This is a genomic window from Desulfatitalea alkaliphila (assembly GCF_022968795.1).
GTDB lineage: Bacteria > Desulfobacterota > Desulfobacteria > Desulfobacterales > Desulfosarcinaceae > Desulfatitalea > Desulfatitalea alkaliphila.
The window spans coordinates 1-19,995 of record NZ_JALJRB010000003.1; the positions used below are offsets into that span (position 1 = coordinate 1).

The following is a 19,995-nucleotide window of genomic DNA, read 5'->3' on the forward strand; positions in this document are numbered from 1 at the left end:
AAATGAATTCGCATTTCAGGCGCCCTGATCCGAAAGGGTTGGCCTGAAATGCGTTCAGCCGGAATCAATCCGACACCTCTGTCTGAGGGGCCACTTTCTGCAGGGCGGTCATGGCCGTGGTCACCATGGCACTGAGGTCCGCCACGTTGCCGGGAATGATCAGCGTGTTGGACGTTTTGGCCAGTTTGCCGAACTCCTGAACGTACTGCTCGGCCACCCGCAGGTTGGCCGCCTGAGGCCCGCCGGGCATCTGGAACTGTTTGGCGATGGTGCTCAACCCCTCGGCCGTGGCCCGGGCAACGGCCAGAATCTCCTGGGCCTGCCCTTCCGCTTCATTGATCCGCCGCTGTTTCTCGCCTTCGGAGCGCAGGATGGCATCCTGGCGCTCGCCCTCGGCCCGGTTGATCGTCGACTGGCGATCCCCCTCGGACCGGGCGATGGCGGCGCGCTTTTCCCGCTCGGCGGTCATCTGGGCTTCCATTGCTTTTTTGACCGACTCCGGCGGCAAAATGTCCTTGACCTCATAGCGCAGCACCTTGATGCCCCAGGCCTGGGCCGCCTGATCGATGGATTCCACCACCTGGCCGTTGATGGTTTCGCGCTCTTCAAACGTCTTGTCCAGATCGATCCGGCCGATGCACGAACGCAGTGTGGTCTGGGCCAATTGGGAGGAGGCCATGCGATAATCGTTGATGCCGTAGGCCGCCAGCTTGCTGTCCACCACTTGCAGGTAGATCAGTCCGTCCACCTCCACGGTTACGTTGTCCTTGGTGATGCAGGTCTGGCTCGGGATGTCGAACACCTCCTCCTTGAGCACGTAACGGTAGGCCACGCGATCGAGAAAAGGCACCAGGATATGAAACCCGGCGCCCAGGGTCCGGCTGTATTTGCCGAGCCGCTCGACCACATATTCGCTCCGCTGCGGTACGATCACCGCGGTTTTGACCAGAACGACGATGATGAAAATCGCCAATACAACGACTGCAATCAGGGTTGCATTCATCAAACACTCCTTTATTGAAGGTTAAGCCTTTTATGACGGATGGGTTTTACGAACGAAGAAGATCTGGCGGGATTGGTCGGCAAAGCGCAGGATTTCCACCGTCCGGCCGGCCTCGATGGTCTCATCGGCCGCCGCATACCAGGTGGTGCCGCGGTATTGAATGCGACCGTGCGCGACGGGCGTAATGGTTTTCACCACGGGCACGAACTGCCCACGGGGAAAGTCATCGAAGGCCGTTGTCTGCCGATCCGCCGATACGCCCAAAAAAACCTTTTGCAACCATTTGCGCAGCAACAACAGGGCGACAACTGAACTGACAATGAACAACAGCACCTGCTGGGCAAGACTCAAGTCCCATGCGAGCAGTGCGCCGGCCACAACCACGCAACCCATTCCGAAGAAGAGAATAATGAAGCCGGGCAAAAAAAGCTCCAGAAAGGCCAGGCCGATGCCCACCAGGAACCAAATCAGCCAGGGCGGAAGCAATGTCGTCAAATCCATGGGAATCATCCTCCGGGAGCCGTATCGCACATTTGCCCCTCTCCTGGCAACCCCATCCGCAGCTGTACAGCCAGGCGTGCTGCCGCCCGCCTGAATTTGTGGACCCAATGGGCCGAATCGGCTATACTGATCAGGACATTATCGACCCATCGACCACTGCAGGAAACGGTATGCACAACACACACGACCAGGCCGCATCAACAGCCAATCCGATCCCCTTCCGCCACATCCTGTCCCAACTCACCGAGGGGGTGGCGGTGCTCACCATGGGGCGAGTGATCTATGCCAACGGCGCGCTGTGCGAAATGTCGGGCAAAAACCGCGGCGAAATCGTCGGCTGCTCCTTCATGGACCTGGTGGGCCCGGCCGACCAGGCCAGGGTGGCGGAATATCTCCGTCATCTGGAAGTGGCCGCCACCGACACCATCAGCTTTCAATTGCAACGCTCGACCAGCGCCGGACGCCAAGTGCACCTGAAAGCTTTCCCCTTGCAGGTGCGCGGCATCTACGCCAACACACCGGGCATTTGCTGTTGTATCACCGACGTGACCGAATTTCAGGATCAGCTTGTTGAATTGCGGCGTGAAAACCGCCGCCTGCGCAGCCACCTGGATGACACCGAAAGCGTAATGATGTCCTTTGCGCCTTATGACAGCAATGACATCCTGATGGTCAATCGGTATGTCGAAGCCTTGCTGGGTTGTTCGACCAAGGATATTGTCAGCGGTCGACGCCATCTGTTCGATTTTGTCCATCGGGACCACCTGACCAAGGTGATCGCCTTCTACCAGGGCTTCCCCGACACCCACGAAAGCGCCGAGATGGAGTACCGGATCATCCGGGACGACCATAATATCCGCTGGGTACGTGACATGGGCCACACATTGTATGTCGAAGGCGGCCGCGGCATGCCGCGGCGCATCGATCACACCATCGTGGATATCACCGAGCAAAAAAACAAAGAGCTCGAGTTGCAGGAAGAGCGCCGCAAGCTGTCCAGCATCATCCGCAACAGCAGCGAAATGATCTACCGCGTCAATAAAGCGGGCCGCTTCCTGGACCTCAACCCGGCCGGTCAGCAACTGATCGGCGCCGAGAAGGATTGGCTGCACCGCAACATCCTGGACCTTTACGTGGATCACCGGCAGCGCGACCTGCTGCTACGCCAGTTGGAAGAGAAAGGTCAGGCGCAGCAACTGGTGAAGTGGAAGGTGGCCGACGGCGCGGTGATCGACGTGGTGATCAATGCCGTACCCGAAAGAATCGATCAAAAGGAGATCCGCACCTACCAGGGCATCGTCCACAATGTCACCCGCACCCTCGAAATGCAGAAGGTGGATACCATCAAAAAGATGGCCGGCGGCTTGAGCGACAAGATCAACACGCCGCTGATGACCCTCTCCATCAACATGCAGATGATGCGCGACACCCTGCGCACCGGCACGGATAGTGATGAAAAAGCCACGCTGTTGCAGTATCTGGATGAAATGGAAGAGGCCTACCGCAAAATCGTCAGTCCCATGGCGGTGGTGCGCGACAAGATCTGGGAAATCAAAGAGGTCCCCGACGGCAGCGGCGGCACGATTTACGAAATCCATGACAAGACCGACCAGGCCGGATCCGCTGCACAAGGTCAACTCCCGAAGGGGCAGGACAGTTCGCCGACATCATAACGGTGTATCCGGCCGCAAGACGGGCAAGGTGTTGTCAGCAGCACCGCGGCATCCATGTACTTGCGTCCCTGGGGGTCGGTTCGGATTCCATTGTTGTCCATGATCGCATAATCGGCACTGTTGAAAACCGCATTGGTTTCCGGGCAAACGAACACCAGTTCCATTGAAAGTCCCCTTTCTTATGGCGCCGCTTCAACGGCCAGCAGTGCCGCACCCAGGGCGCCGGTGAATTGGGGTGCTTCCGGAACCAAGATCTCGCGTCCCAACTGCCTTTCCAGCAGCACCCGCATGCACGGGTTGCAGGCCACCCCGCCGGTGAACACAACGGCGCCATCGGCCGACACCCTTTGCAACATGCCGGCGGCCCTGCGAACAACGCTCAGGTGAAGCCCGCGGGCGATCTCGCGCCGATCCCGACCCTTGGCGATCAGGGAAGTGACTTCCGATTCGGCGAAGACCGTGCACATGCTGGAGATGGTCAGGTCCCGCTCGGTCGCCAGCGCCTCGCGACCGAAGGCCGCGACCCCGAACCCGAGGGTGCGCGCCATGATCTCCAGGAATTTGCCGGTGCCGGCCGCGCAGCGGTCGTTCATTTCGAATTTCTTCACCCTGCCGTCCGCTTGCAAGGCGATGGCCTTGCTGTCCTGCCCCCCGATGTCCAGCACGGTGCGCGCCTCGGGAAACGCCTGCCGCACTCCCCGGGCGTGGGCCTTGATTTCCGTAACCGTGGGCGCTTCAAAGGAAAGCTCAAAAAGACTGCGACCATAACCGGTGGCCATGATCCGATCGAAGCGCATGGCGGCCAGCAAACGTTTGGCTTCGGCCATGGGATCGAATCCGGTGTCGGTCTGGGCCCGGTTCACAATGGCGCCCGCGGCGTCCACCACCACTACTTCAATGGAGCGGGAACCGATATCGATGCCTGCAAATCGCATCCTTGCATCCTTTCTGCACCTTGTATTTACTTTGGTAAAATGCGCAAATCCAAATCAGCAACTTCCAGCCCCCGGCCACACCCCCACTACAGCGGTGATGGTTTTCTCCGGCAGCAGAAGGCCGCCGGAGGTGATGTGCAACCCGGGCCATCGCCCCCCGATCAGTTCCACGAAGGGTTTTTGGGCCTCCAAGCTGAAATCGTGATACCCGGGACTGAAGCGCCGGGTCGTCCGGCCACCGGCGGCGCGGTGGGATCCGCTCGCTTGGCGATCCAGGCTGCGCATGGCGGTTTCGGCCCAGAAACTGCCCATGCGATCCATCAGGTAGCCTTCCAGACAACGGTTGGCGGCCATGTATTGCCGGACCCGATCACTCAATGGCTGCCCCAGGGTAACGGCCAGCAGCAGTACCCGCGGACAATCGGCCAAGAGCGCCTGCAGCGCATGACTGTTACCGCTGCAGGGTGCGAAGCGGGTCTCGAAGAACGCCCGGGTCACCTCCGACTGCCAGCTCAGCAATCCGGCAAGGCCTTCGGCCTCCACCCGGATCTCTTCGGCGCGCGTGAGCAAAATCGGATGGGTGCCGAGTTTCAAATAGCGACGCAATCCGCCGCCGTTTTCGGTCGTGAAGGTCATCTGCTTGCGCCCTCCCCGGCCCGTAGGTCGGTAATGAGGCCACGAATCAGTTTCACCGCGGCCACGGCATCGCGGGCATAGCCATCTGCTCCCACCTCGGTGGCGATAACGGCGTTGACCGCAGCGCCGCCCACCACCACCTTCAGATTTTCGTTGCCGCTGCTTCGCAGCGAGCCGATCAAGGCGGGCAACTGCCGGCGGGCGGCGGTCAAAAAGGCCGACAACCCGATGATCGCGGGTCGGTACCGGGCCATCGCCGCAACGAACCGGTCCTTGGACACATCCACTCCCAAATCGATCACCCCGACACCGTTGGCCTCCAGCAGGATCCGCACTAGATCTTTGCCGATCGCGTGCAAGTCGCCCTGTACGGTGCCGAGCAACACCCGCGGGCCGGCATCGGCACTACCCGGCAGCCTTGTTTTCAGCCGGGCGAACCCCTCATAAAATGCATCCACGCTCATCAGGAGCTCAGGCAGATGGCACTGTTTGGCTTCGTAACGGGCACCGGCCTGCCGCATCGCGCGCACCAAACCGCCATCGAGCAGCCGCAGGGAATCCCGGCCGCCTGCAAGGGCCCGGCCAACCGTTTGCACAGTCGCCGTCGCGTCGCCCCGCGTGACCGCATCGACCAGCGGAGCAAGGTAGGCGGCGTGGCGACGAATATCCGCCACTGCCTCGCGGCCGCTGTGGATAAAGGCCCTTACATTCTCTATTGGCGTGCCGGGGGGCAAGGCGCAACCGGTGCTCAGAATGAAATTGGAACGAATGCCCATGGTGGCGGCCAGCTCCCGCGTGGCCGCGCAAACAGTGTGCAATGGGGCCATGGTGACGACCTCAACGGGGTCCAGGTTGCCGATCATAGCCACCTGCCGGGGAACTTGCGCTTCGACGGTCGGCAACGCCATGCACTGATCGAAACTGATACCGCCGGCGCCGGTCGCCACCATGGGCGCGAGCAGATCCGAAGTTTCGCCGCAAATGTGCAAGATGGTCTGTCCATCGGACATCAACCCGAACAATTGGCGCAAATAGCGCCCGGCAAACCCGTCGAAATCCGGAGGCGGCAATAGAGCCGCCAACGGATCGGATATCCAAAGCAAATCGGCGCCGGCGTCCAGCAGTAACCGAGCGTAGTCTTCGGCCATGGCCGTCGCCTCCACCAGCAGTGCCGAAAGGGCCGCAGGGGCTTCGCGCACCCGGCGCAACGCATTCTGCTCGCCTGTCAATTGGCCGACCACCGTGAAAGGCCCATACACCAGCGCTGCTATGCGTCGGCGGGGATAAGCGGTACGCATTCGCCGCACCACTTGGCCGTTGAGGGCCATGCGGGGCGCCTTACAGGCGCGCGGGACACGCACTATACCAGCGGGTGCACAAACGGCGGGCATTTCATCGCTTGCATAACGCACCGGGGCGCCCATGGCTTCGGCTTGTAGGGCAATGTCGCTGAAACAAAAGAGCAGATCGGCATCCACCATATCGTAATAGCGGCGCATCGCCTCGAACTTAACCGCCTCCTCGTGACACAGTGTGTCGATGCCCTCCGGCACCAGTCCGGCGGCGGGCAGGGCATTTATCGGAAACACATGAATACCGGCAAGCCGGTGGGTTACATCTTCTTCGGTAAAAAGCATGCTCGCCGTCCTTCAGGGCTCGCGGCGAACCCTCAGAGGCCTTTCAACTCCCTCAGGTTGCCAGCTCCCGCCAAACCAGAATGATGCCCATGACCATTAACAGAAGATGGGCCAAGCCCTGGAAGCGTTGGTTGGATATGCGCCTGCAGATCAAGCTCCCGGCGGCAACGCCGGCCAGCATCAGGGGCGCGAGATATATATTCAGGCGGAACAAAGACCAGGAGAAAAGCCCCATTGACCCATAGGCAACGGCCAGATAGAGGTTGGACAACAGAAAAAACGCTTGCAGGTCGGCCTTGAATGCGAACCGATCCATGTGGGTCAAGGCGTTGAGTACGATGATCGGCGGCCCTGCCATGTAAATCGCGCCGCCGAGCAGCCCTGACACCACGCCGGCCGATCCGTTCCACGCCCAGTGCAATTCGCCGCGCACGCCGTCGGTACGTGCCAGAGACCAGAGAGCGAACCCCATGAGGGTGATGCCGATCACCAATTTCAGAAGCGTGTCCGGCAGTTGGATGAGCGCATAAAGCCCCAACAGGGCACCGGGCACGAAACCGGCCATTTGCACCGCGATGCGGCGTGGATGCACATGATTGCGCAACTGCGCCAGCAACACCAGGTTGATCACCACATTGTAGACGAACAAGAAGGGCACGATCTGCCGCACCGGCCACACAAAGGAGATCAAGGAAACGGCCACGATGGCGAAGCCGAACCCTGTCAGGCCCATCAGCAGGCTGGCGAGCACAAGGGCTCCCGCCACCACGATCAGTTCCATCCATTCACCACTTCGAGCATTGTATGAATCCGATCGCAAAGCGCCAGAAAGGCAGGCGCCCCCTTGTCCCTGGGACGTGGCAGGTCGCAGTTCAGGATGGCCTGGATGCGTCCCGGCGGGCCTTGCATCACCACCACCCGGTCGGCGAGCAGGGCGGCCTCCTGGATATCGTGGGTTACGAAAACGATGGTTTTGCGATCCTCCTGCCAGATGCGGATCAATTCCTGCTGCAGCACCGTGCGGGTTTGGGCGTCCAGGGCGCCGAAGGGCTCATCCATCAGTAACACTTGGGGATCGGTGGCCAAGGCGCGCGCCACGGCCACCCGCTGTTGCATGCCGCCGGACAACTGGGCGGGAAAAGCATGGACCTGCTCGGCAAGACCGACCAAGGCCAGGTAGTGCCGGGCGATGGCGTGCCGTTTGGATTTGGGAACCCCCTGGATTTCCAGGCCGAAGGCCACGTTGCGCAACACCGAGCGCCACGGGAAGAGGGTGTAGCGCTGAAACACCACGCAGCGCTGAGCCGATGGCCCTTCGACCGGTACGCCGTTGAGCAGAATCCGGCCGTGGGTGGCGCGCTCCAGACCGGCGATCAGGCGCAAGGTGGTGGTCTTACCGCACCCCGAGCGGCCCACCAGGCAGACCATTTCGTGACGCGCGATGGTCAACGACACATCGGACAAGGCGGTGACTGCCCGGCCGTCGGCGCCGTTGAAACGTTTCGTTACGCGATCCAGTTCGAGCATATCTCATTCCGTTTTACGATACGCATCAGGCCGCAGATCAGGGTTGCTTGAGCCGTTATCCGCTGCTTTCCCAAACCAGGCGGGCTTCCAGGCGCCGGAACCCTTTGTCCATACCAAATCCGATGAGGCCGATGGCGATCATGCCGGCAACGATAATGTCGGCGCGCAGCAGTTCATAAGCATACCAGATCAGATACCCCAGCCCGGCAGTGCTGCCCGGCATCATCTCGGCAGCCACCAGGCACATCCAACCGATACCCAGCCCGATCCGCAATCCAGTGACCACCATGGGCAGGCTGGCCGGAATGAGCACCTTGTGCAACAGCGCCCAACCGCGCGCGCCCAAGGTACGGGCCGACTCGATATACTCCCGCGGAATACGCCGCACGCCTTGAATCGTATTGAGCAATACCGGGAAAAAGGCGCCGATGAAAATGATCACAACGGTTGTGAACTGAATACTGGCGCCGATGAGGCTGGTCTGTAGAAAGGGGAACCAATCCGCCAGGCTGCGGATGCCGAGCCAAGCCAGGATCAGCGGCACCCAGGCAAGGGGCGGTATGGGCCGCAGGATTTCAACGGATGAATCCACCCATCGCTCCACCCGTTGGAAATAGCCCATGGCCAGCCCCAGCGGGATGGCCGTACCGGCAGCCAGAAGGAAGCCGAGTACAACCCGGATCAAGCTCACGGCCATGTTTTCGATCAAGCTGCCGGTGATCAGGATCTTGGCGGTCGGTTGCATCAACACGCTTGCCACGGCATCCAGACGCGGCAGGATGGTGGGTTTGTCCAGCCACAAGGCCGTTGCCTGCCACCCAGCGAGCAGCAGAAGCGGCAGCGTCAGCCGATCCAGCCATCCCTTCAAGATAGGGAAACCACGGCTCATGCGACAAGACCCCTGGCCTGCAACCGCTGTTGCGCCTTTTTCGAATGCTGAAAATCGAATACGCGATCCCCCAACTCCGATTCCTGAATGCCGTTCAAGGCACCGTCAAACAGTCCCATATTTTCCATCACACAGGCATAGGCCGCCACGCTTTTGCGCCACGAGTCGCCAGCCACCGTCGTGTAGCGCAGGCTCTGCATGGCCACTTCTTCCACGCCGATCGGAATGCCCAGCCATTCCGAACAGGCCCGGGCGGCCAAATCCTTGCGCTTTTGACACACCTCGGCCCCCAGGGTCAGCAGCATCAACATCTGGGTGACCAGTTCGGGTTCCTGTTGAATGAAGGCCGCGCCGGCTTCAACGGAGCAGCAGGCGTGGTCGTGCCAGCGTCCGGGCGGCATGTCCTGCAAGTTGAGGATAAAGCGCCCCACGCCCTGATCGATGGTGACGGCCGGGAAAGGCTGAGCGCCGATGATGCCGTCGGCGATGCGGTTGTTCAACGCCGCCACCAAGTTGCCGTGGCCCTTCATGTTGATGAAGCGTATGTCGGCGTCCCTGTTGGAGAGATCTTCGGTGAAAGAGAGTCCTTCATGGGCCAAGGCCCCGCTGAAAATGATGGACGCCACCGTATCCGGTCCGGGAATTCCAATGGTGAACGGGCGATCCTTCTGTTTGACCGTATCGACGAAACCTTCCCAGGAGTCGATGGGCTGATCCTTGTGCACCACAAAAACATTGCCGGCGGTTTGCACCGGGCTTACCAATCGCACATCGATACCCCGGTCCACCGACATCAGGATGGCCTGGGTACCGCTGATGCCCATGTCGATGCTGCCCTGGGCCATCAATTTCTCCACGTCGGGCCCCTTTTTGGTCGGTATCAACTGCACTGCGGCAGCGCGAGCGCCATCGACATGGAGTTCATAGCGCCTTCCCTCGATGACGGGTTTTAGAAAAATATTGAACCGCTCCTGAAACAGATCACCATGCTTGGCCGCTACGATCAGGGGGGCGTGATGGTCGGATAGGATATAGGCCATACGGATGGTCGGCACCGACCCGCGGGCCACCGGGGGCATCATAAATCCGGCGGCGCCGCAGGCCGCAGCCCCCAATGCGAACTTACCAGTGGTTTTAAAGAACGTACGTCGACTGATCTTTTTCATCTTGGCTCCTTGATCATTCCTCTTTTCCATCATGAAAATCGGGTTGCAACATTTCCAGAAAGGCCTCGATACGCGTGCGCAGCGCCCCCAGATCGTTCTGCCCGTAATCGGTGCACAGGTGCAGCAAGGGGATCGGGCCGGTCCGTTCCAAGTGCTTCGCGACAGCGGCGTCCTCGACCATATAGGTGTGGCAGGCGTGCCACGTCAGGTCGACGATCCCGTCGACCCGGTACTCGGTCACCAATTCGCTCAGCAGCGCCATGCGCCCCTCATTGGGTGTCATGCAGCTGCAGGGCAATGCCCGATAGCGCCTTGCGATGGCCTGCAGCGGTTCAGGATCCTCTTCATCCACCAGGGACCAGGCGGATTTCAAGCTGGTGCAATTTTCCATGCCCACGACCACACCGCCAACCGCTTCAATGAGGCGCAGCACCTTGTCCGAACCTTTCCCCAGAGGTGTGCCGGTCAATAGAATGCGCGGACGGCCGTTATAAGAGGCGGCTGTCCGAGGCACTTCGCGCAGGGCTTGCACCAATGCCGCCAGACGTTCGGCATAGGCGTCGGCATCGGGCCAAAAGTTGCGCAGCTCCAGTACCGGCAGCAGATCCCAGCCGGAGACCCGCACAGCGTCATCTGCGACATTGACCTTGTGCAGTTGCCGCAAAAGGCGGCGGATGTGATTCTGCACCCGGATCTCGACGGCCAGGGCTTCCCGGGTAATACGGTTGCCTGTCATCTCCTCCACAAAGGCTGCCAGCCGCACAACCTCGGTGTCCCAGTAATCCTGCGCCCCCTGCAGATTCGGCGCATAGGGCAGCTGCATCACATGCAACGGTTTGAGCCGCCGCATCAATTCGTACATCTTTTTCTTGCCGTCGCAGGTAGTCTCTCCGACCACTGCGTGGGAAACGGCGAAAAACGGGCAGGTGCCTGTGATGGCATAGCCGTAACTGGACTTGATCAGCGGGCAAAGGTTGGCCGGCAAGTCGGCCTCGGCGGCGGCAATGGGATCGTCCCGCTTACCGCAGAGCCCCACCGGCAGGGCGCCGGCGGCGCGAATGACCTCCGCCGGCGCGAACACGCAGTACACCCCGATGATCTTGCGCCCTCTTTCGCGCGCCTCTTCCAGTTCCAGCAAACTCTTTTCGGCCATGGCGCTGAATTGGTCCAACAAGCGCCGCACCGCGGCCATGGCCGTCATGGTTTGAGCAGCTCGACGAAGGCCTCCACGCGCGTCTTGAGCTGACCGGCGTCTTCCATGCCGTAATCGGTCTCGATGCGCAGGCAGGGAATGTTTTCGTCCTCAAGGGCCTTTTCCACCGGAATGGCTTCCATCAGGTAGGGCTGGCAGAACTGCAGGCCGTAGTGAATCACGCCGTCGGCGTGATAAGCGCCCACCATTTCCTTGATGTGCATCAAGCGATCCGGATTGGGGGTGAAGATGGCGCAATCCACCTGAAAGTAGCGATCCACTATGGCCGCCATCAGCTCATCCACGGTGCGGCCCGTGTCGTCGGTCAGATGGCGGGTGCCCCGCTCGCCTACGCACGACTCCTCGCCGACGATCACCGCGCCGGCGCTCTCGATGATCCAGGGCAGCTTCCAGTTGGGAACGGCCTGGGGACAGCCTGAAATCAGAATACGCGGCGTTCCGGCCGCAAACACCCCTTGCTGTTGCGCCACCCGTTTTTCCAACTCGTCGCAGATGGCGTTCACCGATGCCGTGAAGCGCGCCGGGTTGTCATAAAAGAACACCTGGTTTGCCAAAAGCGCATCCAGGCCGGAGATGGGCGTCGGATCGGCGGCGCGCAGGGAAAGCAGGCGATGCAGGGCGGCGCGCTTGGCGTTGACCGTGCGGATGGCCTCCTTGAGCGCATCTGCGGTGATGGTCACGCCGGTCAGTACTTCCATGGCCGCCTTGAAGCGATCATACTCGGCCTTGAGCAGGGCGCGCCCCTGATCGGACTTCATCTGCGGCAGGTCCATCACATAGAGATTCTCGATCATGTGACCCAAGGATTCATAAGCCTTCTTCTTGCCGTCGCAGGTGTTTTCGCCCACGACCATGTCGGCGCTCTCCAAGTAGGGACACACTTTTCCGATCTTGAAGCCGAAAGCCGATTTGATCAGGGCGCAGGTGTTGCGCGGCAGCAGCATTTCCACCTCTTCCATGGCGAAGTCGGCGCCGGAGCACAACCCCACCAGGGTGGCGTTGGCGGCCAGCACGATCTCTTCGGGCACGAAAACGCAGTAGGAACCGACGATCTTGCGGCCGGCGGCCTTCTCGTCGAGCAACTCCTTGATGCGCAGGCCGTGCACTTCGCTCATGACGAAATCGAAATAGCCCATCCCTTCGGGCCGGTCCTGCTGGGCCAGATAAATTTCCCGGTAGGCATTGCCCAACACCCCCAACAGGGCATCGTGCGCTTCCAGGTCAAGACCCAAATCTGTCCACATGGAACGGTAATCGTCACTCATTTCAGTCTCCTTTCATGTCAAGAACAGCAGCTCTCCGAAGAACCACAGCCGCCGCAGCCGCCATTGGAAGGCAGCGCCGTGGTAACCTTGAAGCCTTCCCCGGCAAAATCAATCTCGATGGGCTGCGCCAGCTCGAGGAACACTTTGTCCACCACATATTGGATGCCAGCGAACTCGAAGGTGGCATCGTCGGGGTGAATCGAATCCAGCGCCAGCGCCATTTGGGATCCGCCGCAGCGGCTGGCCATGAACACGCGAATGGGTTTGATTTCATTGTCATCGAAAAAGCGCGCGATCCGCTCCTGGGCCGCATCCGTCACATTCAGCATGATTGCTACTCCTTGCAGTACTCCCCGAATGCAGTGGGGATTAATCAACATTGATACTTCACTGATACAGAACAGCGGGGTCTGCACCCAGGGCACAACAAGCCCCGCATCTCAGGCAATTGGATTCGAAGCCGCGTCGTTGATAATGGCTTCAATCAGAGGTGCATGAAATGAAATGGCGGTATCGGTTCGATACCTATGCCTGTTCGCCAACCAACCCGCTGAAGATCACTCGCAAATCCCTTTCTCTTACAGATGACAAGGGGTCGTAATCATCTTCCTTGAAATCCGGTGCGACATCCGCCATGGCTGCATTGAGCGCCTTGCCTTCCAAGGCCAGTGCGGTGCAGCGCTCTTTGACTTGCGCCGCGCTCAATTCCCGGTTGTTTTCGATCCAGCGGTGGCAATCGTCATGACTTCCCACGTAGAGCAAATAGAGCTGTCGGCGGTGCTTGTAGGTCACCAGGCGGTAGCCGCTGCCCAGGTCGTACTTCATCACCCCCTTGATGCGCAGCTCGCCGTGCTTGGTGGTGGTGCCGACGCGATCCGGCACGATTTCGCCCGATCGCATGCGCGCTACAATATCCTCGGCCCGGGCCGCGGCAAGGGCCGCTTTTTTGCCTGAACGCTGCAGTTGCTGCAACCCTTTGAAAAACTTTCGATCGAGGTATACCTTTTCAATCATGGTCCCCTTCCATGCCGGAAATTCCGGCGTACCGTTACATGGTCGTAATCGATTCCGCAATTTCGTCCTGTGCGCTGATGACCGGGCAGGCATCCACGCAGGCCCGGCAACCGGTGCACCGATCCATATCTATGGAACGGGCGCGCTTGCGCACCTGCACGCGAAAACGCCCTGCCCGACCGGCAACGCGCTCCACATCGGCGCAGGTCACCAATTCGATATTGGGATGCCGCCCGGTGGCCACCAGCTGCGGGGAGAGGATGCACATGGAGCAGTCGATGGTGGGAAAAGTTTTGTCCAACTGCCCCATGGCACCGCCGATGGCCGGTGTCTTCTCGACCAAGTAAACGAGAAAACCGGAATCGGCCAAATCCAAGGCGGCCTGTATGCCGGCGACACCACCGCCCACGATCATGACGGCACCCGTTGTTTTTATCTCCATCCTTTTCTCCCTCTCTTTCCTTCACCTCTGAGCGCCTCCTTGCGCTGATTCTTTGCGCTCGGCGGCGATCGCATTCCCCGGCGACGCCACCGGGCTAGCCGCCGGCGGCCGCAAGATCCGCCGGCGGTGCCTTGACCATTCGTCTGGCCGGACCCAACGCTTGGACCGCCTCGGTGACCCGAATGGCGGTGGCGGCAAACTTGGTGGATTCGGCCGATGAGATCCACGAAAAGTGAAGCCGAGCGGGCTCAACCCACGTGTACTCCAGGAAATTGGCCAGCAAAGCGAACTTGCGCCGGGCGTAGAAGTTGCCTTCGATATAGTGGCAATCGCCCGGATGACACCCCGACACCCAGATGCCGTCAGCGCCTTCCCGCAGGGCGGCCAGGATGAACTTGGGGCTGATGCGGCCGCTGCAGGGAACACGGATCACGCGGATGTTGGGCGGATATTGCAGCCGGCTCACACCGGCCAGGTCCGCGGCACCATAGGTACACCAGTTGCAGAAAAAGGCGATAATTGTGGGCTGCCATTCCATGGGATCAATTGCTCCCTTCCGCCTGCAGGTCTGTCTCGCAGACATTTGCGGCACGCAGGGGACTGGGGCCCAACCGCCGGATCGTTTCGGTCATCTCGGTGGCGATTTCGGCAAAGCGCGGGCCCATGGCCGAACTGAGGTTGAACATGCGCACCCGATCTTCTTCCATGCCCATCTCGGCCAACTGTTTGCGCACGGCCATGACCCGCCTTTTGGCTTTGAGGTTACCCTCCAGGAAGTGGCACTCGCCTTCTAGGCAGCCGGCCACATACACGCCGTCGGCGCCGTCCTCGATAGCCCTGAGCAGGTGCAGCATATCCACGCGACCGGTGCAGGGTATCTGGATGATTTTTACGTTGGCCGGGTAGTTCAGGCGCATGCTGCCCGCCAGGTCTCCGGCGGCGTATGCGCAATATTTGCAGCAGAAGGCCAGGATTCGGGGTTCGAAAAGGTCATCCGTCATGTGGTCGTCTCCTGTATGATTCATTTCGGTTTCAGCGGCCTGCAAAAGGATCCGGGGTGCCCGGCTCGCCCGGCAGCCAGACCTCTTTCAGGTTGTCGCCGAGATACTCGCGTTCGTTCTCGGCCAGGATGCCCAGGGACAATGCGATGATGCTCCACAGGTGGGTGACGTGATAGACCCCTTCGTAGTGTTCGGCCAATTCATGGATCTGGGCGTGGCAGTTGTGGCAAGGGGTCAGGCAGTAGTCGGCGCCGGTGGCGATGATCTGATCGAACTTGATTTTGCCGTATTTGAAACGGGCCTCGGTGTAACCGGATTGCAAGTAGCCGCCCCCGCCGCCGCAACAGAAGTTGTTGGATTTGTTGGGCACCATGTCGATGAAGTTTTCTTCGCCCACGCAAGCCTTGACCACATAGCGCATCTTGTCCGCCTGGACATCGCCGTAGCTCTTGCGGATCTGGTTGCAGGGGTCCTGGACGGTGAACTTGATCTTCAGATCTTTGTTCCAGTCACTGCTGACCTTGAGTTTGCCCGACCGGATCCACTCATAGTAATAGGCCACCATGGGGGCGATCTCCAGCGGGGAGTTGATGCCGAATTTTTTGTCGGCCGCCCACACCGAGTAAGTGGAATGACCACATTCCGTATTCAGATATACTTTGCATCCCAATTCTTCGGCCCGCCGCAGGGAGCTTTCGGCGATCTTTTTCCAATTTTCGTCATCGGCCAAAAACATGCAGTAATTTTCGCCGCCCCAACCGGTGCAGCTATATGTCCAGTCGGCGCCTGCCAGGTGGAGGATTTTCCACAGCGGCACCATTTCATCGGGCTCGGTGACCGGCTCGCGGGAGTTCTGGCTGAGAAAGAAATGGGCCCCCTGCTTCTCCAGGGGCGCTTGCAGGTTCTCCCACCCCGGCTGGGTTTCGCGAACCTCCTCGAGCACGTCCTCCACCACGAAGCGGAAATCCTCCGGCGGGGTGCCCATGGCGCTGCAACTTTCGTTGCGCAAGGCCATGTCGCAGGAACCGAGAATGCCCTTGGGGCGCTCCTCCCGCGGCCACAGCTTGCGCGCCTCGAACACCAGGCCGGCGATGTTGATCTCCATGGGACACACATACGTGCAACGGGTGCACATGGAACACATCCACACCCAGGGGTGCTTGGTGATCTCCTTGTCCATGCCCAGGACCACCATGCGCAGGAATTTTCGAGGATCCATGTTTTCCAGGCCGGTGGCGGGACACCCGGAGGCGCAGGCGCCGCAGGTGAGGCAAAGGCTCAGGTTGCCGCCGTTGGGCAGCAGGGATTTGACCTTGTCGAGAAAACAATCGGTATCACATCGGGCAACGGGTTGGGCGGTGGTCATGCGCAAGCTCCTTATCCGCAGTTGGCTGTCCTGTAATGAAATTGTTATCGCCGTGACGCCCGGAACCGCGCCTTGCGACAGGATGCGTTCAACAAGCGTCCGGTCGTTCGGTGGGTCGGCACAGGTGAAGCGTGCGTATGGATGCTTACGGGAATAGGATAGGAAATACCGATCCGTCGTCCATACCTGCGCAAGCCAACCCGGGCTGCGAGCAGCGGCTCACTCAGGTGAAACCTCGGAATCTTCGGAATCGGTGGTGGGGCAAGGGCATTTCGATTTTCTGACTGTGTAATCGTTTTTGTTCTGTGTTGCACATCAACCGCAAGAAGGAGCGACTATAGGAAGGTGTTGCAGAGAAGTCAAAATGTTATTATCGATGGATGGCGTGTTATACCATAGAAATTATCGATGACAAGAGGTCGAATTCGGGGGCTCGCAATACGCCAGCCCCCGGTTGTGGCGGGACAATCGATCCGGATCAGAAATCCGGATTGGTGCGGCTGAGCATGCCGTAGCCGCCCTGGATGTTTTTGGTGGTCGCGATGCCGTTGGCCTGCAGGATCCGCTGGGCTTCGTAGGAACGGGGGCCGGTGTCGCAAATCAGGCAGACCGGCTGATCCTTGGGCACCTCGGCGATGCGGCCGGCCAGTTCGTTCTGGGGAATGTTGATCCAGCGATCCTCGCCGTACTTCTCGCGGAACTTTTTGGATTCCGGCGCGCCGCGAACATCCACGACCTTGGTTTGCCCCTCTTTGAAACGTTCCACGAACTCCGTCACATCGATGGGGTCGTTGTAGCCCATCAGGATGTTGTCCAGGACATTGGCGGCGTTGTTGACGATATCCATGGCCGAGGCAAAGGGCGGTGCGTAGGCCACCTCGAGGTTGCAGACGGCGGCCACATCGGCCCGATACGGCAGCAGGGCCGCCACGGCATCCACGCGGGCTTTGACCGCATCGCCGTTGGGGCCCAGCGCTTCGATCCCCAGCACACGGCGGGTGGCGCGGTCGGCGATCAACTTAACGTACATGATGGCGTGGGAGGGATAGAAATGAGCGCGGTCGGCTTGAGCGACCACCGAATAAACCGGGTCGAAACCGGCCTCGGCCGCCTGCCGGGCCGTCAGACCGGCCTTGGCGATCCCCATGTCGAACACCTTGATGCAGAAGCTGCCCACCGTACCGTCGAAGCGGGCCTGGCCGCCGGCGATATTGGTGCCGATCACCCGCCCCTGACGGTTGGCCAGAGAGCCAAGGGGCATGGGCACCCGCTCGCCACTGACCAAATGGGGCATCTCGATGCAGTCGCCCCCGGCGTAGATATCGGGGTCCGAAGTGCGCAAACGTTGGTCGACGATCACCCCGCCATGGCGACCAACGGCCAGGCCCGCCTCGGCGGCCAGGCGGCCGTTGGGGCGCACCCCCACGGCCAGGATCACCATGTCGCAGGGAATTCGGGTGGTTCGGGTTTCCACGGCGGTGACGCCGGTTTCCGGGTCGCCGATAATGCGCGTGACCACGTCGGACAACCGCACAGCGATCCCCTTGGCCGTCATGTGGTGTTGCACGATCAGGGACATGTCGGGACCGATGGCCTGGGGCAGCAGTTGATCAGCCATCTCCACCAGGGTGGTTTCCACCTCCCACATGTCGGCCAGTGCCTCGGCCATCTCCAATCCGATGGCGCCGGCGCCGATGACCACGGCGCGATTCACATCGCCGCGGGCGATCTTTTCCTTGATGTAGGCGGCATGTTCCAGATTGGACACCACGCTGACCCCCGGCAGGTCGGCGCCCGGAATGGGCGGCACCATGGGTTCGGCGCCGGTGGCCAGGACCAGTTTGTCATAGGGCAGTTCGGTGGTGTCGCTGCCGTTGCGCAGGTCGCGCACCGTCACCGTCTTGGCTTTGCGGTTGATGGCCACCGCCTCGGTCCGGGGCCGGATGGCGACCCCCTTGGCCGTCTCGAAAAACAGCTCGTCGCGCAGGGTGTGGGCGCTGGTGGAGCAGAGCCCCTCGATGTTCTGCACGTCACCGCTGACAAAATAAGGAATGCCGCAACCGCCGTAACTGAAACGGCAATCCTTTTCAATCATCGTGATTTGCGCCGAAGGCAGCAGGCGCTTCACGCGGCAGGCCACCTTGGGTCCGAGGGCCACGGCCCCCACCACCAGTACATTGAGTCCCATGATCTGTGTTCCTTTCTTTATAAGTTCAACTCAAACCGTGCTTCTTGATCTTGTTGTATAGGGTACCGCGGCTGACCCCCAATATGGCGGCGGCGTGACTACGGTTGTTGCCTGTTGATTGGAGCGTCTTCTCCAGCAACAAGCGTTCGGCTTCTTCGAATGAGGTGCCCACCGGCAGAAACACCTTGCGCCGGGTGCCGCTGCCCGGCTTGATGCGGGCGGAAATGTCTCGCGGCGTGATCACCTCTCCGGTGCAGACGACAACGGCCCGATGAATCACATTTTTCAGTTCGCGCACATTGCCGGGCCATTCATAGGTTTCCAGCATGGACATGGCCTCGGGCGACAATCCCTGGATCTCCTTGTCGTAGTCCCGATTGTAGCGGCGCAAAAACTCCTGGATCAGCAAGGAGATGTCGCCGGGCCGCTCGCGCAACGGGGGAATGTGGATGTGGAATACTTCCAAACGGTAGTATAGATCCTCCCTGAACCGCCCCTCCTCCACCGCCTCTTCCAATGCTTCGTTGGTGGCCGCAATCAGGCGCACATCTACCTTGATCGTGCGGTTGCCGCCGATACGGTGAAAGGAGTGGGTCTCGATCAGACGCAACAAACTGATCTGAACCCGATCATCGATGGTGCCGATTTCGTCCAGAAAGACGGTGCCGCCGTAGGCCTGTTCAAAGGCGCCTGCCGATGCGCTGTTGGCACCTGTGAAAGCGCCCTTGACGTGCCCGAACAGCTCACCGGGAGCCAGATCCCGCGGCAGGGCGCCCAAATGCACCGGCAAAAACCGCTTTTCGGAGCGGCTGCTGAGCTGATGGATGGCGTGGGCCACCAGATCCTTGCCCACTCCGGTTTCACCGGTCAGCAAAACCGGGATGTCGGTGGCGGCGGCCTGCCGGATGGTGCGGAAAACGCTTTTCATGACGGCCGTACCGCCCACCATATCTTCGAAGCGCCCCTTCTGGCCGCCCAGCAGCGCCCGGGAAGCCGGATCCACGTTGGGTCGGTTGGCCAGGGCCGCCTCGATGAGCAATTTGAGCTCTTCGTTGCCGACCGGCAATTTGGCATAGTGGTAGGAGCCGGCTTTCAAGGCCTTGGAGGCCAGGGCCACCTCCCGCGGTTTGATCAGAAACAGAATCTGGGTCCACGGACTCTTGGCGGTCAGCAGTTCCACAAACTCCAGCCAATCCATCCGTCCGTCGCGCACCGCGGCGCTGGAGGCCAACAACACATCGCACACCTCCTGCTCCACCCGATCGAGCACCTTTTCAAGGCTCATTTCAAAGGCTACCGCCACCTTGCGTTGCCCGCTAAAAATCGCATCGACCTGCGCGCACAGGCCGCTTCGGCCGTCGAGGCAAACAATTCGGATGGGAGGGGTTTCGTTTCGCGAACGTTTAACGGAAGGGGTAGTCATCGTGCGCGCTCCATGCGGATCGAAATCCGGTGAACCTATTCGGAAAAGGCATTATGCAGCGCCGGCGGGTGCGCTTGATGCGGCGCTGCGGCCTCAATCCGAAACATGGCCCACCT

Annotated in this window: 21 protein-coding genes; 1 reads left to right on the forward strand and 20 read right to left on the reverse strand. The window is 60.4% G+C overall.

From position 1 onward, the window contains the following. Positions 1-64: 64 nt before the first annotated feature. Together MRX98_RS03615 and MRX98_RS03620 are read right to left on the reverse strand one after the other, a co-directional pair. Positions 65-1,003, reverse strand: a complete 939-nt coding sequence (locus MRX98_RS03615) for an SPFH domain-containing protein (RefSeq protein ID WP_246903072.1) — start codon at positions 1,001-1,003, stop codon at positions 65-67. A gap of 30 nt (positions 1,004-1,033) precedes the next feature. Then, positions 1,034-1,504: an NfeD family protein gene (locus MRX98_RS03620; RefSeq protein ID WP_246903074.1), complete on the reverse strand. Its 471-nt coding sequence runs from the start codon at positions 1,502-1,504 to the stop codon at positions 1,034-1,036. A 170-nt stretch (positions 1,505-1,674) separates the two neighbouring features. Here MRX98_RS03620 and MRX98_RS03625 point away from each other — a divergent pair, with 170 nt between their 5' ends. After that, positions 1,675-3,177 carry a PAS domain-containing protein gene (locus MRX98_RS03625; RefSeq protein WP_246903076.1) on the forward strand — a complete coding sequence of 501 codons (1,503 nt, stop codon included), beginning with the start codon at positions 1,675-1,677 and terminating at the stop codon, positions 3,175-3,177. Here MRX98_RS03625 and MRX98_RS03630 read toward each other — a convergent pair. From MRX98_RS03630 to MRX98_RS03715, 18 genes are all read right to left on the reverse strand, one after another. After that, a complete protein-coding gene (locus MRX98_RS03630; RefSeq protein ID WP_246903078.1) occupies positions 3,138-3,341 on the reverse strand; it encodes a hypothetical protein in 204 nt (67 codons plus the stop codon). The two genes, MRX98_RS03625 and MRX98_RS03630, sit on opposite strands and share 40 nt — an antisense overlap. 15 nt (positions 3,342-3,356) lie before the next feature. After that, the gene (locus MRX98_RS03635) at positions 3,357-4,112 is read right to left on the reverse strand and encodes an acyl-CoA dehydratase activase (RefSeq protein ID WP_246903080.1); all 756 of its coding nucleotides are present in this window, start codon (positions 4,110-4,112) and stop codon (positions 3,357-3,359) included. 54 nt (positions 4,113-4,166) lie between these two features. Then, positions 4,167-4,748 (reverse strand): hypothetical protein, encoded by a 582-nt coding sequence (locus MRX98_RS03640; protein WP_246903081.1) that lies wholly within the window; start codon positions 4,746-4,748, stop codon positions 4,167-4,169. Then, a complete protein-coding gene (locus MRX98_RS03645) occupies positions 4,745-6,385 on the reverse strand; it encodes a uroporphyrinogen decarboxylase family protein (protein ID WP_246903083.1) in 1,641 nt (546 codons plus the stop codon). The genes MRX98_RS03640 and MRX98_RS03645 overlap by 4 nt, the downstream gene beginning before the upstream one ends. Before the next feature lie 52 nt (positions 6,386-6,437). After that, a complete protein-coding gene (locus MRX98_RS03650; RefSeq protein ID WP_246903084.1) occupies positions 6,438-7,166 on the reverse strand; it encodes a sulfite exporter TauE/SafE family protein in 729 nt (242 codons plus the stop codon). Next, entirely contained in the window at positions 7,157-7,912 is a 756-nt protein-coding gene (locus MRX98_RS03655) for an ABC transporter ATP-binding protein (protein ID WP_246903085.1), read from the reverse strand. Before MRX98_RS03655 ends, MRX98_RS03650 begins: the two co-directional genes overlap by 10 nt. A 55-nt stretch (positions 7,913-7,967) precedes the next feature. After that, a complete protein-coding gene (locus tag MRX98_RS03660) occupies positions 7,968-8,801 on the reverse strand; it encodes an ABC transporter permease (protein ID WP_246903086.1) in 834 nt (277 codons plus the stop codon). Further along, positions 8,798-9,967: an ABC transporter substrate-binding protein gene (locus MRX98_RS03665; protein WP_246903087.1), complete on the reverse strand. Its 1,170-nt coding sequence runs from the start codon at positions 9,965-9,967 to the stop codon at positions 8,798-8,800. The genes MRX98_RS03660 and MRX98_RS03665 overlap by 4 nt, the downstream gene beginning before the upstream one ends. Positions 9,968-9,980: 13 nt before the next feature. Beyond that, the gene (locus MRX98_RS03670; RefSeq protein WP_246903088.1) at positions 9,981-11,168 is read right to left on the reverse strand and encodes a double-cubane-cluster-containing anaerobic reductase; all 1,188 of its coding nucleotides are present in this window, start codon (positions 11,166-11,168) and stop codon (positions 9,981-9,983) included. After that, complete coding sequence (locus MRX98_RS03675) at positions 11,165-12,445, reverse strand: double-cubane-cluster-containing anaerobic reductase (RefSeq protein ID WP_246903089.1); 1,281 nt, start codon at positions 12,443-12,445, stop codon at positions 11,165-11,167. The genes MRX98_RS03670 and MRX98_RS03675 overlap by 4 nt, the downstream gene beginning before the upstream one ends. Before the next feature lie 17 nt (positions 12,446-12,462). Next, positions 12,463-12,774 carry an IscA/HesB family protein gene (locus MRX98_RS03680; protein WP_246903090.1) on the reverse strand — a complete coding sequence of 104 codons (312 nt, stop codon included), beginning with the start codon at positions 12,772-12,774 and terminating at the stop codon, positions 12,463-12,465. A 196-nt stretch (positions 12,775-12,970) separates the two neighbouring features. Beyond that, on the reverse strand, positions 12,971-13,459 hold the full coding sequence (locus tag MRX98_RS03685) for a hypothetical protein (RefSeq protein WP_246903091.1): 489 nt from the start codon (positions 13,457-13,459) through the stop codon (positions 12,971-12,973). A gap of 34 nt (positions 13,460-13,493) precedes the next feature. Further along, the gene (locus MRX98_RS03690) at positions 13,494-13,901 is read right to left on the reverse strand and encodes an FAD-dependent oxidoreductase (protein ID WP_246903093.1); all 408 of its coding nucleotides are present in this window, start codon (positions 13,899-13,901) and stop codon (positions 13,494-13,496) included. A 94-nt stretch (positions 13,902-13,995) separates the two neighbouring features. Then, the gene (locus tag MRX98_RS03695) at positions 13,996-14,439 is read right to left on the reverse strand and encodes a hydrogenase iron-sulfur subunit (RefSeq protein WP_246903096.1); all 444 of its coding nucleotides are present in this window, start codon (positions 14,437-14,439) and stop codon (positions 13,996-13,998) included. A gap of 4 nt (positions 14,440-14,443) precedes the next feature. Next, positions 14,444-14,902 carry a hydrogenase iron-sulfur subunit gene (locus tag MRX98_RS03700; protein ID WP_246903098.1) on the reverse strand — a complete coding sequence of 153 codons (459 nt, stop codon included), beginning with the start codon at positions 14,900-14,902 and terminating at the stop codon, positions 14,444-14,446. A 31-nt stretch (positions 14,903-14,933) separates the two neighbouring features. Then, positions 14,934-16,268, reverse strand: coding sequence for a (Fe-S)-binding protein (locus tag MRX98_RS03705; RefSeq protein ID WP_246903100.1), 1,335 nt, complete (start codon positions 16,266-16,268; stop codon positions 14,934-14,936). Between the two features lie 478 nt (positions 16,269-16,746). After that, complete coding sequence (locus MRX98_RS03710; protein WP_246903102.1) at positions 16,747-18,456, reverse strand: FAD-dependent oxidoreductase; 1,710 nt, start codon at positions 18,454-18,456, stop codon at positions 16,747-16,749. A gap of 25 nt (positions 18,457-18,481) precedes the next feature. After that, positions 18,482-19,741: a sigma-54 interaction domain-containing protein gene (locus MRX98_RS03715; protein ID WP_246903104.1), complete on the reverse strand. Its 1,260-nt coding sequence runs from the start codon at positions 19,739-19,741 to the stop codon at positions 18,482-18,484. Positions 19,742-19,995 lie beyond the last annotated feature (254 nt).

Excerpts from the sequence above, each read along its gene's own strand:
- MRX98_RS03690 (WP_246903093.1), bottom strand. The coding sequence starts at position 13,901 with ATGGAGATAAAAACAACGGGTGCCGTCATGATCGTGGGCGGTGGTGTC.
- MRX98_RS03685 (WP_246903091.1), bottom strand. The coding sequence starts at position 13,459 with ATGATTGAAAAGGTATACCTCGATCGAAAGTTTTTCAAAGGGTTGCAG.
- MRX98_RS03625 (WP_246903076.1), top strand. The coding sequence starts at position 1,675 with ATGCACAACACACACGACCAGGCCGCATCAACAGCCAATCCGATCCCC.
- MRX98_RS03620 (WP_246903074.1), bottom strand. The coding sequence starts at position 1,504 with ATGGATTTGACGACATTGCTTCCGCCCTGGCTGATTTGGTTCCTGGTG.
- MRX98_RS03645 (WP_246903083.1), bottom strand. The coding sequence starts at position 6,385 with ATGCTTTTTACCGAAGAAGATGTAACCCACCGGCTTGCCGGTATTCAT.
- MRX98_RS03710 (WP_246903102.1), bottom strand. The coding sequence starts at position 18,456 with ATGGGACTCAATGTACTGGTGGTGGGGGCCGTGGCCCTCGGACCCAAG.
- MRX98_RS03630 (WP_246903078.1), bottom strand. The coding sequence starts at position 3,341 with ATGGAACTGGTGTTCGTTTGCCCGGAAACCAATGCGGTTTTCAACAGT.
- MRX98_RS03640 (WP_246903081.1), bottom strand. The coding sequence starts at position 4,748 with ATGACCTTCACGACCGAAAACGGCGGCGGATTGCGTCGCTATTTGAAA.
- MRX98_RS03655 (WP_246903085.1), bottom strand. The coding sequence starts at position 7,912 with ATGCTCGAACTGGATCGCGTAACGAAACGTTTCAACGGCGCCGACGGC.
- MRX98_RS03680 (WP_246903090.1), bottom strand. The coding sequence starts at position 12,774 with ATGCTGAATGTGACGGATGCGGCCCAGGAGCGGATCGCGCGCTTTTTC.
- MRX98_RS03635 (WP_246903080.1), bottom strand. The coding sequence starts at position 4,112 with ATGCGATTTGCAGGCATCGATATCGGTTCCCGCTCCATTGAAGTAGTG.
- MRX98_RS03705 (WP_246903100.1), bottom strand. The coding sequence starts at position 16,268 with ATGACCACCGCCCAACCCGTTGCCCGATGTGATACCGATTGTTTTCTC.
- MRX98_RS03660 (WP_246903086.1), bottom strand. The coding sequence starts at position 8,801 with ATGAGCCGTGGTTTCCCTATCTTGAAGGGATGGCTGGATCGGCTGACG.
- MRX98_RS03715 (WP_246903104.1), bottom strand. The coding sequence starts at position 19,741 with ATGAGCCTTGAAAAGGTGCTCGATCGGGTGGAGCAGGAGGTGTGCGAT.
- MRX98_RS03665 (WP_246903087.1), bottom strand. The coding sequence starts at position 9,967 with ATGAAAAAGATCAGTCGACGTACGTTCTTTAAAACCACTGGTAAGTTC.
- MRX98_RS03675 (WP_246903089.1), bottom strand. The coding sequence starts at position 12,445 with ATGAGTGACGATTACCGTTCCATGTGGACAGATTTGGGTCTTGACCTG.
- MRX98_RS03650 (WP_246903084.1), bottom strand. The coding sequence starts at position 7,166 with ATGGAACTGATCGTGGTGGCGGGAGCCCTTGTGCTCGCCAGCCTGCTG.
- MRX98_RS03695 (WP_246903096.1), bottom strand. The coding sequence starts at position 14,439 with ATGGAATGGCAGCCCACAATTATCGCCTTTTTCTGCAACTGGTGTACC.
- MRX98_RS03700 (WP_246903098.1), bottom strand. The coding sequence starts at position 14,902 with ATGACGGATGACCTTTTCGAACCCCGAATCCTGGCCTTCTGCTGCAAA.
- MRX98_RS03615 (WP_246903072.1), bottom strand. The coding sequence starts at position 1,003 with ATGAATGCAACCCTGATTGCAGTCGTTGTATTGGCGATTTTCATCATC.
- MRX98_RS03670 (WP_246903088.1), bottom strand. The coding sequence starts at position 11,168 with ATGACGGCCATGGCCGCGGTGCGGCGCTTGTTGGACCAATTCAGCGCC.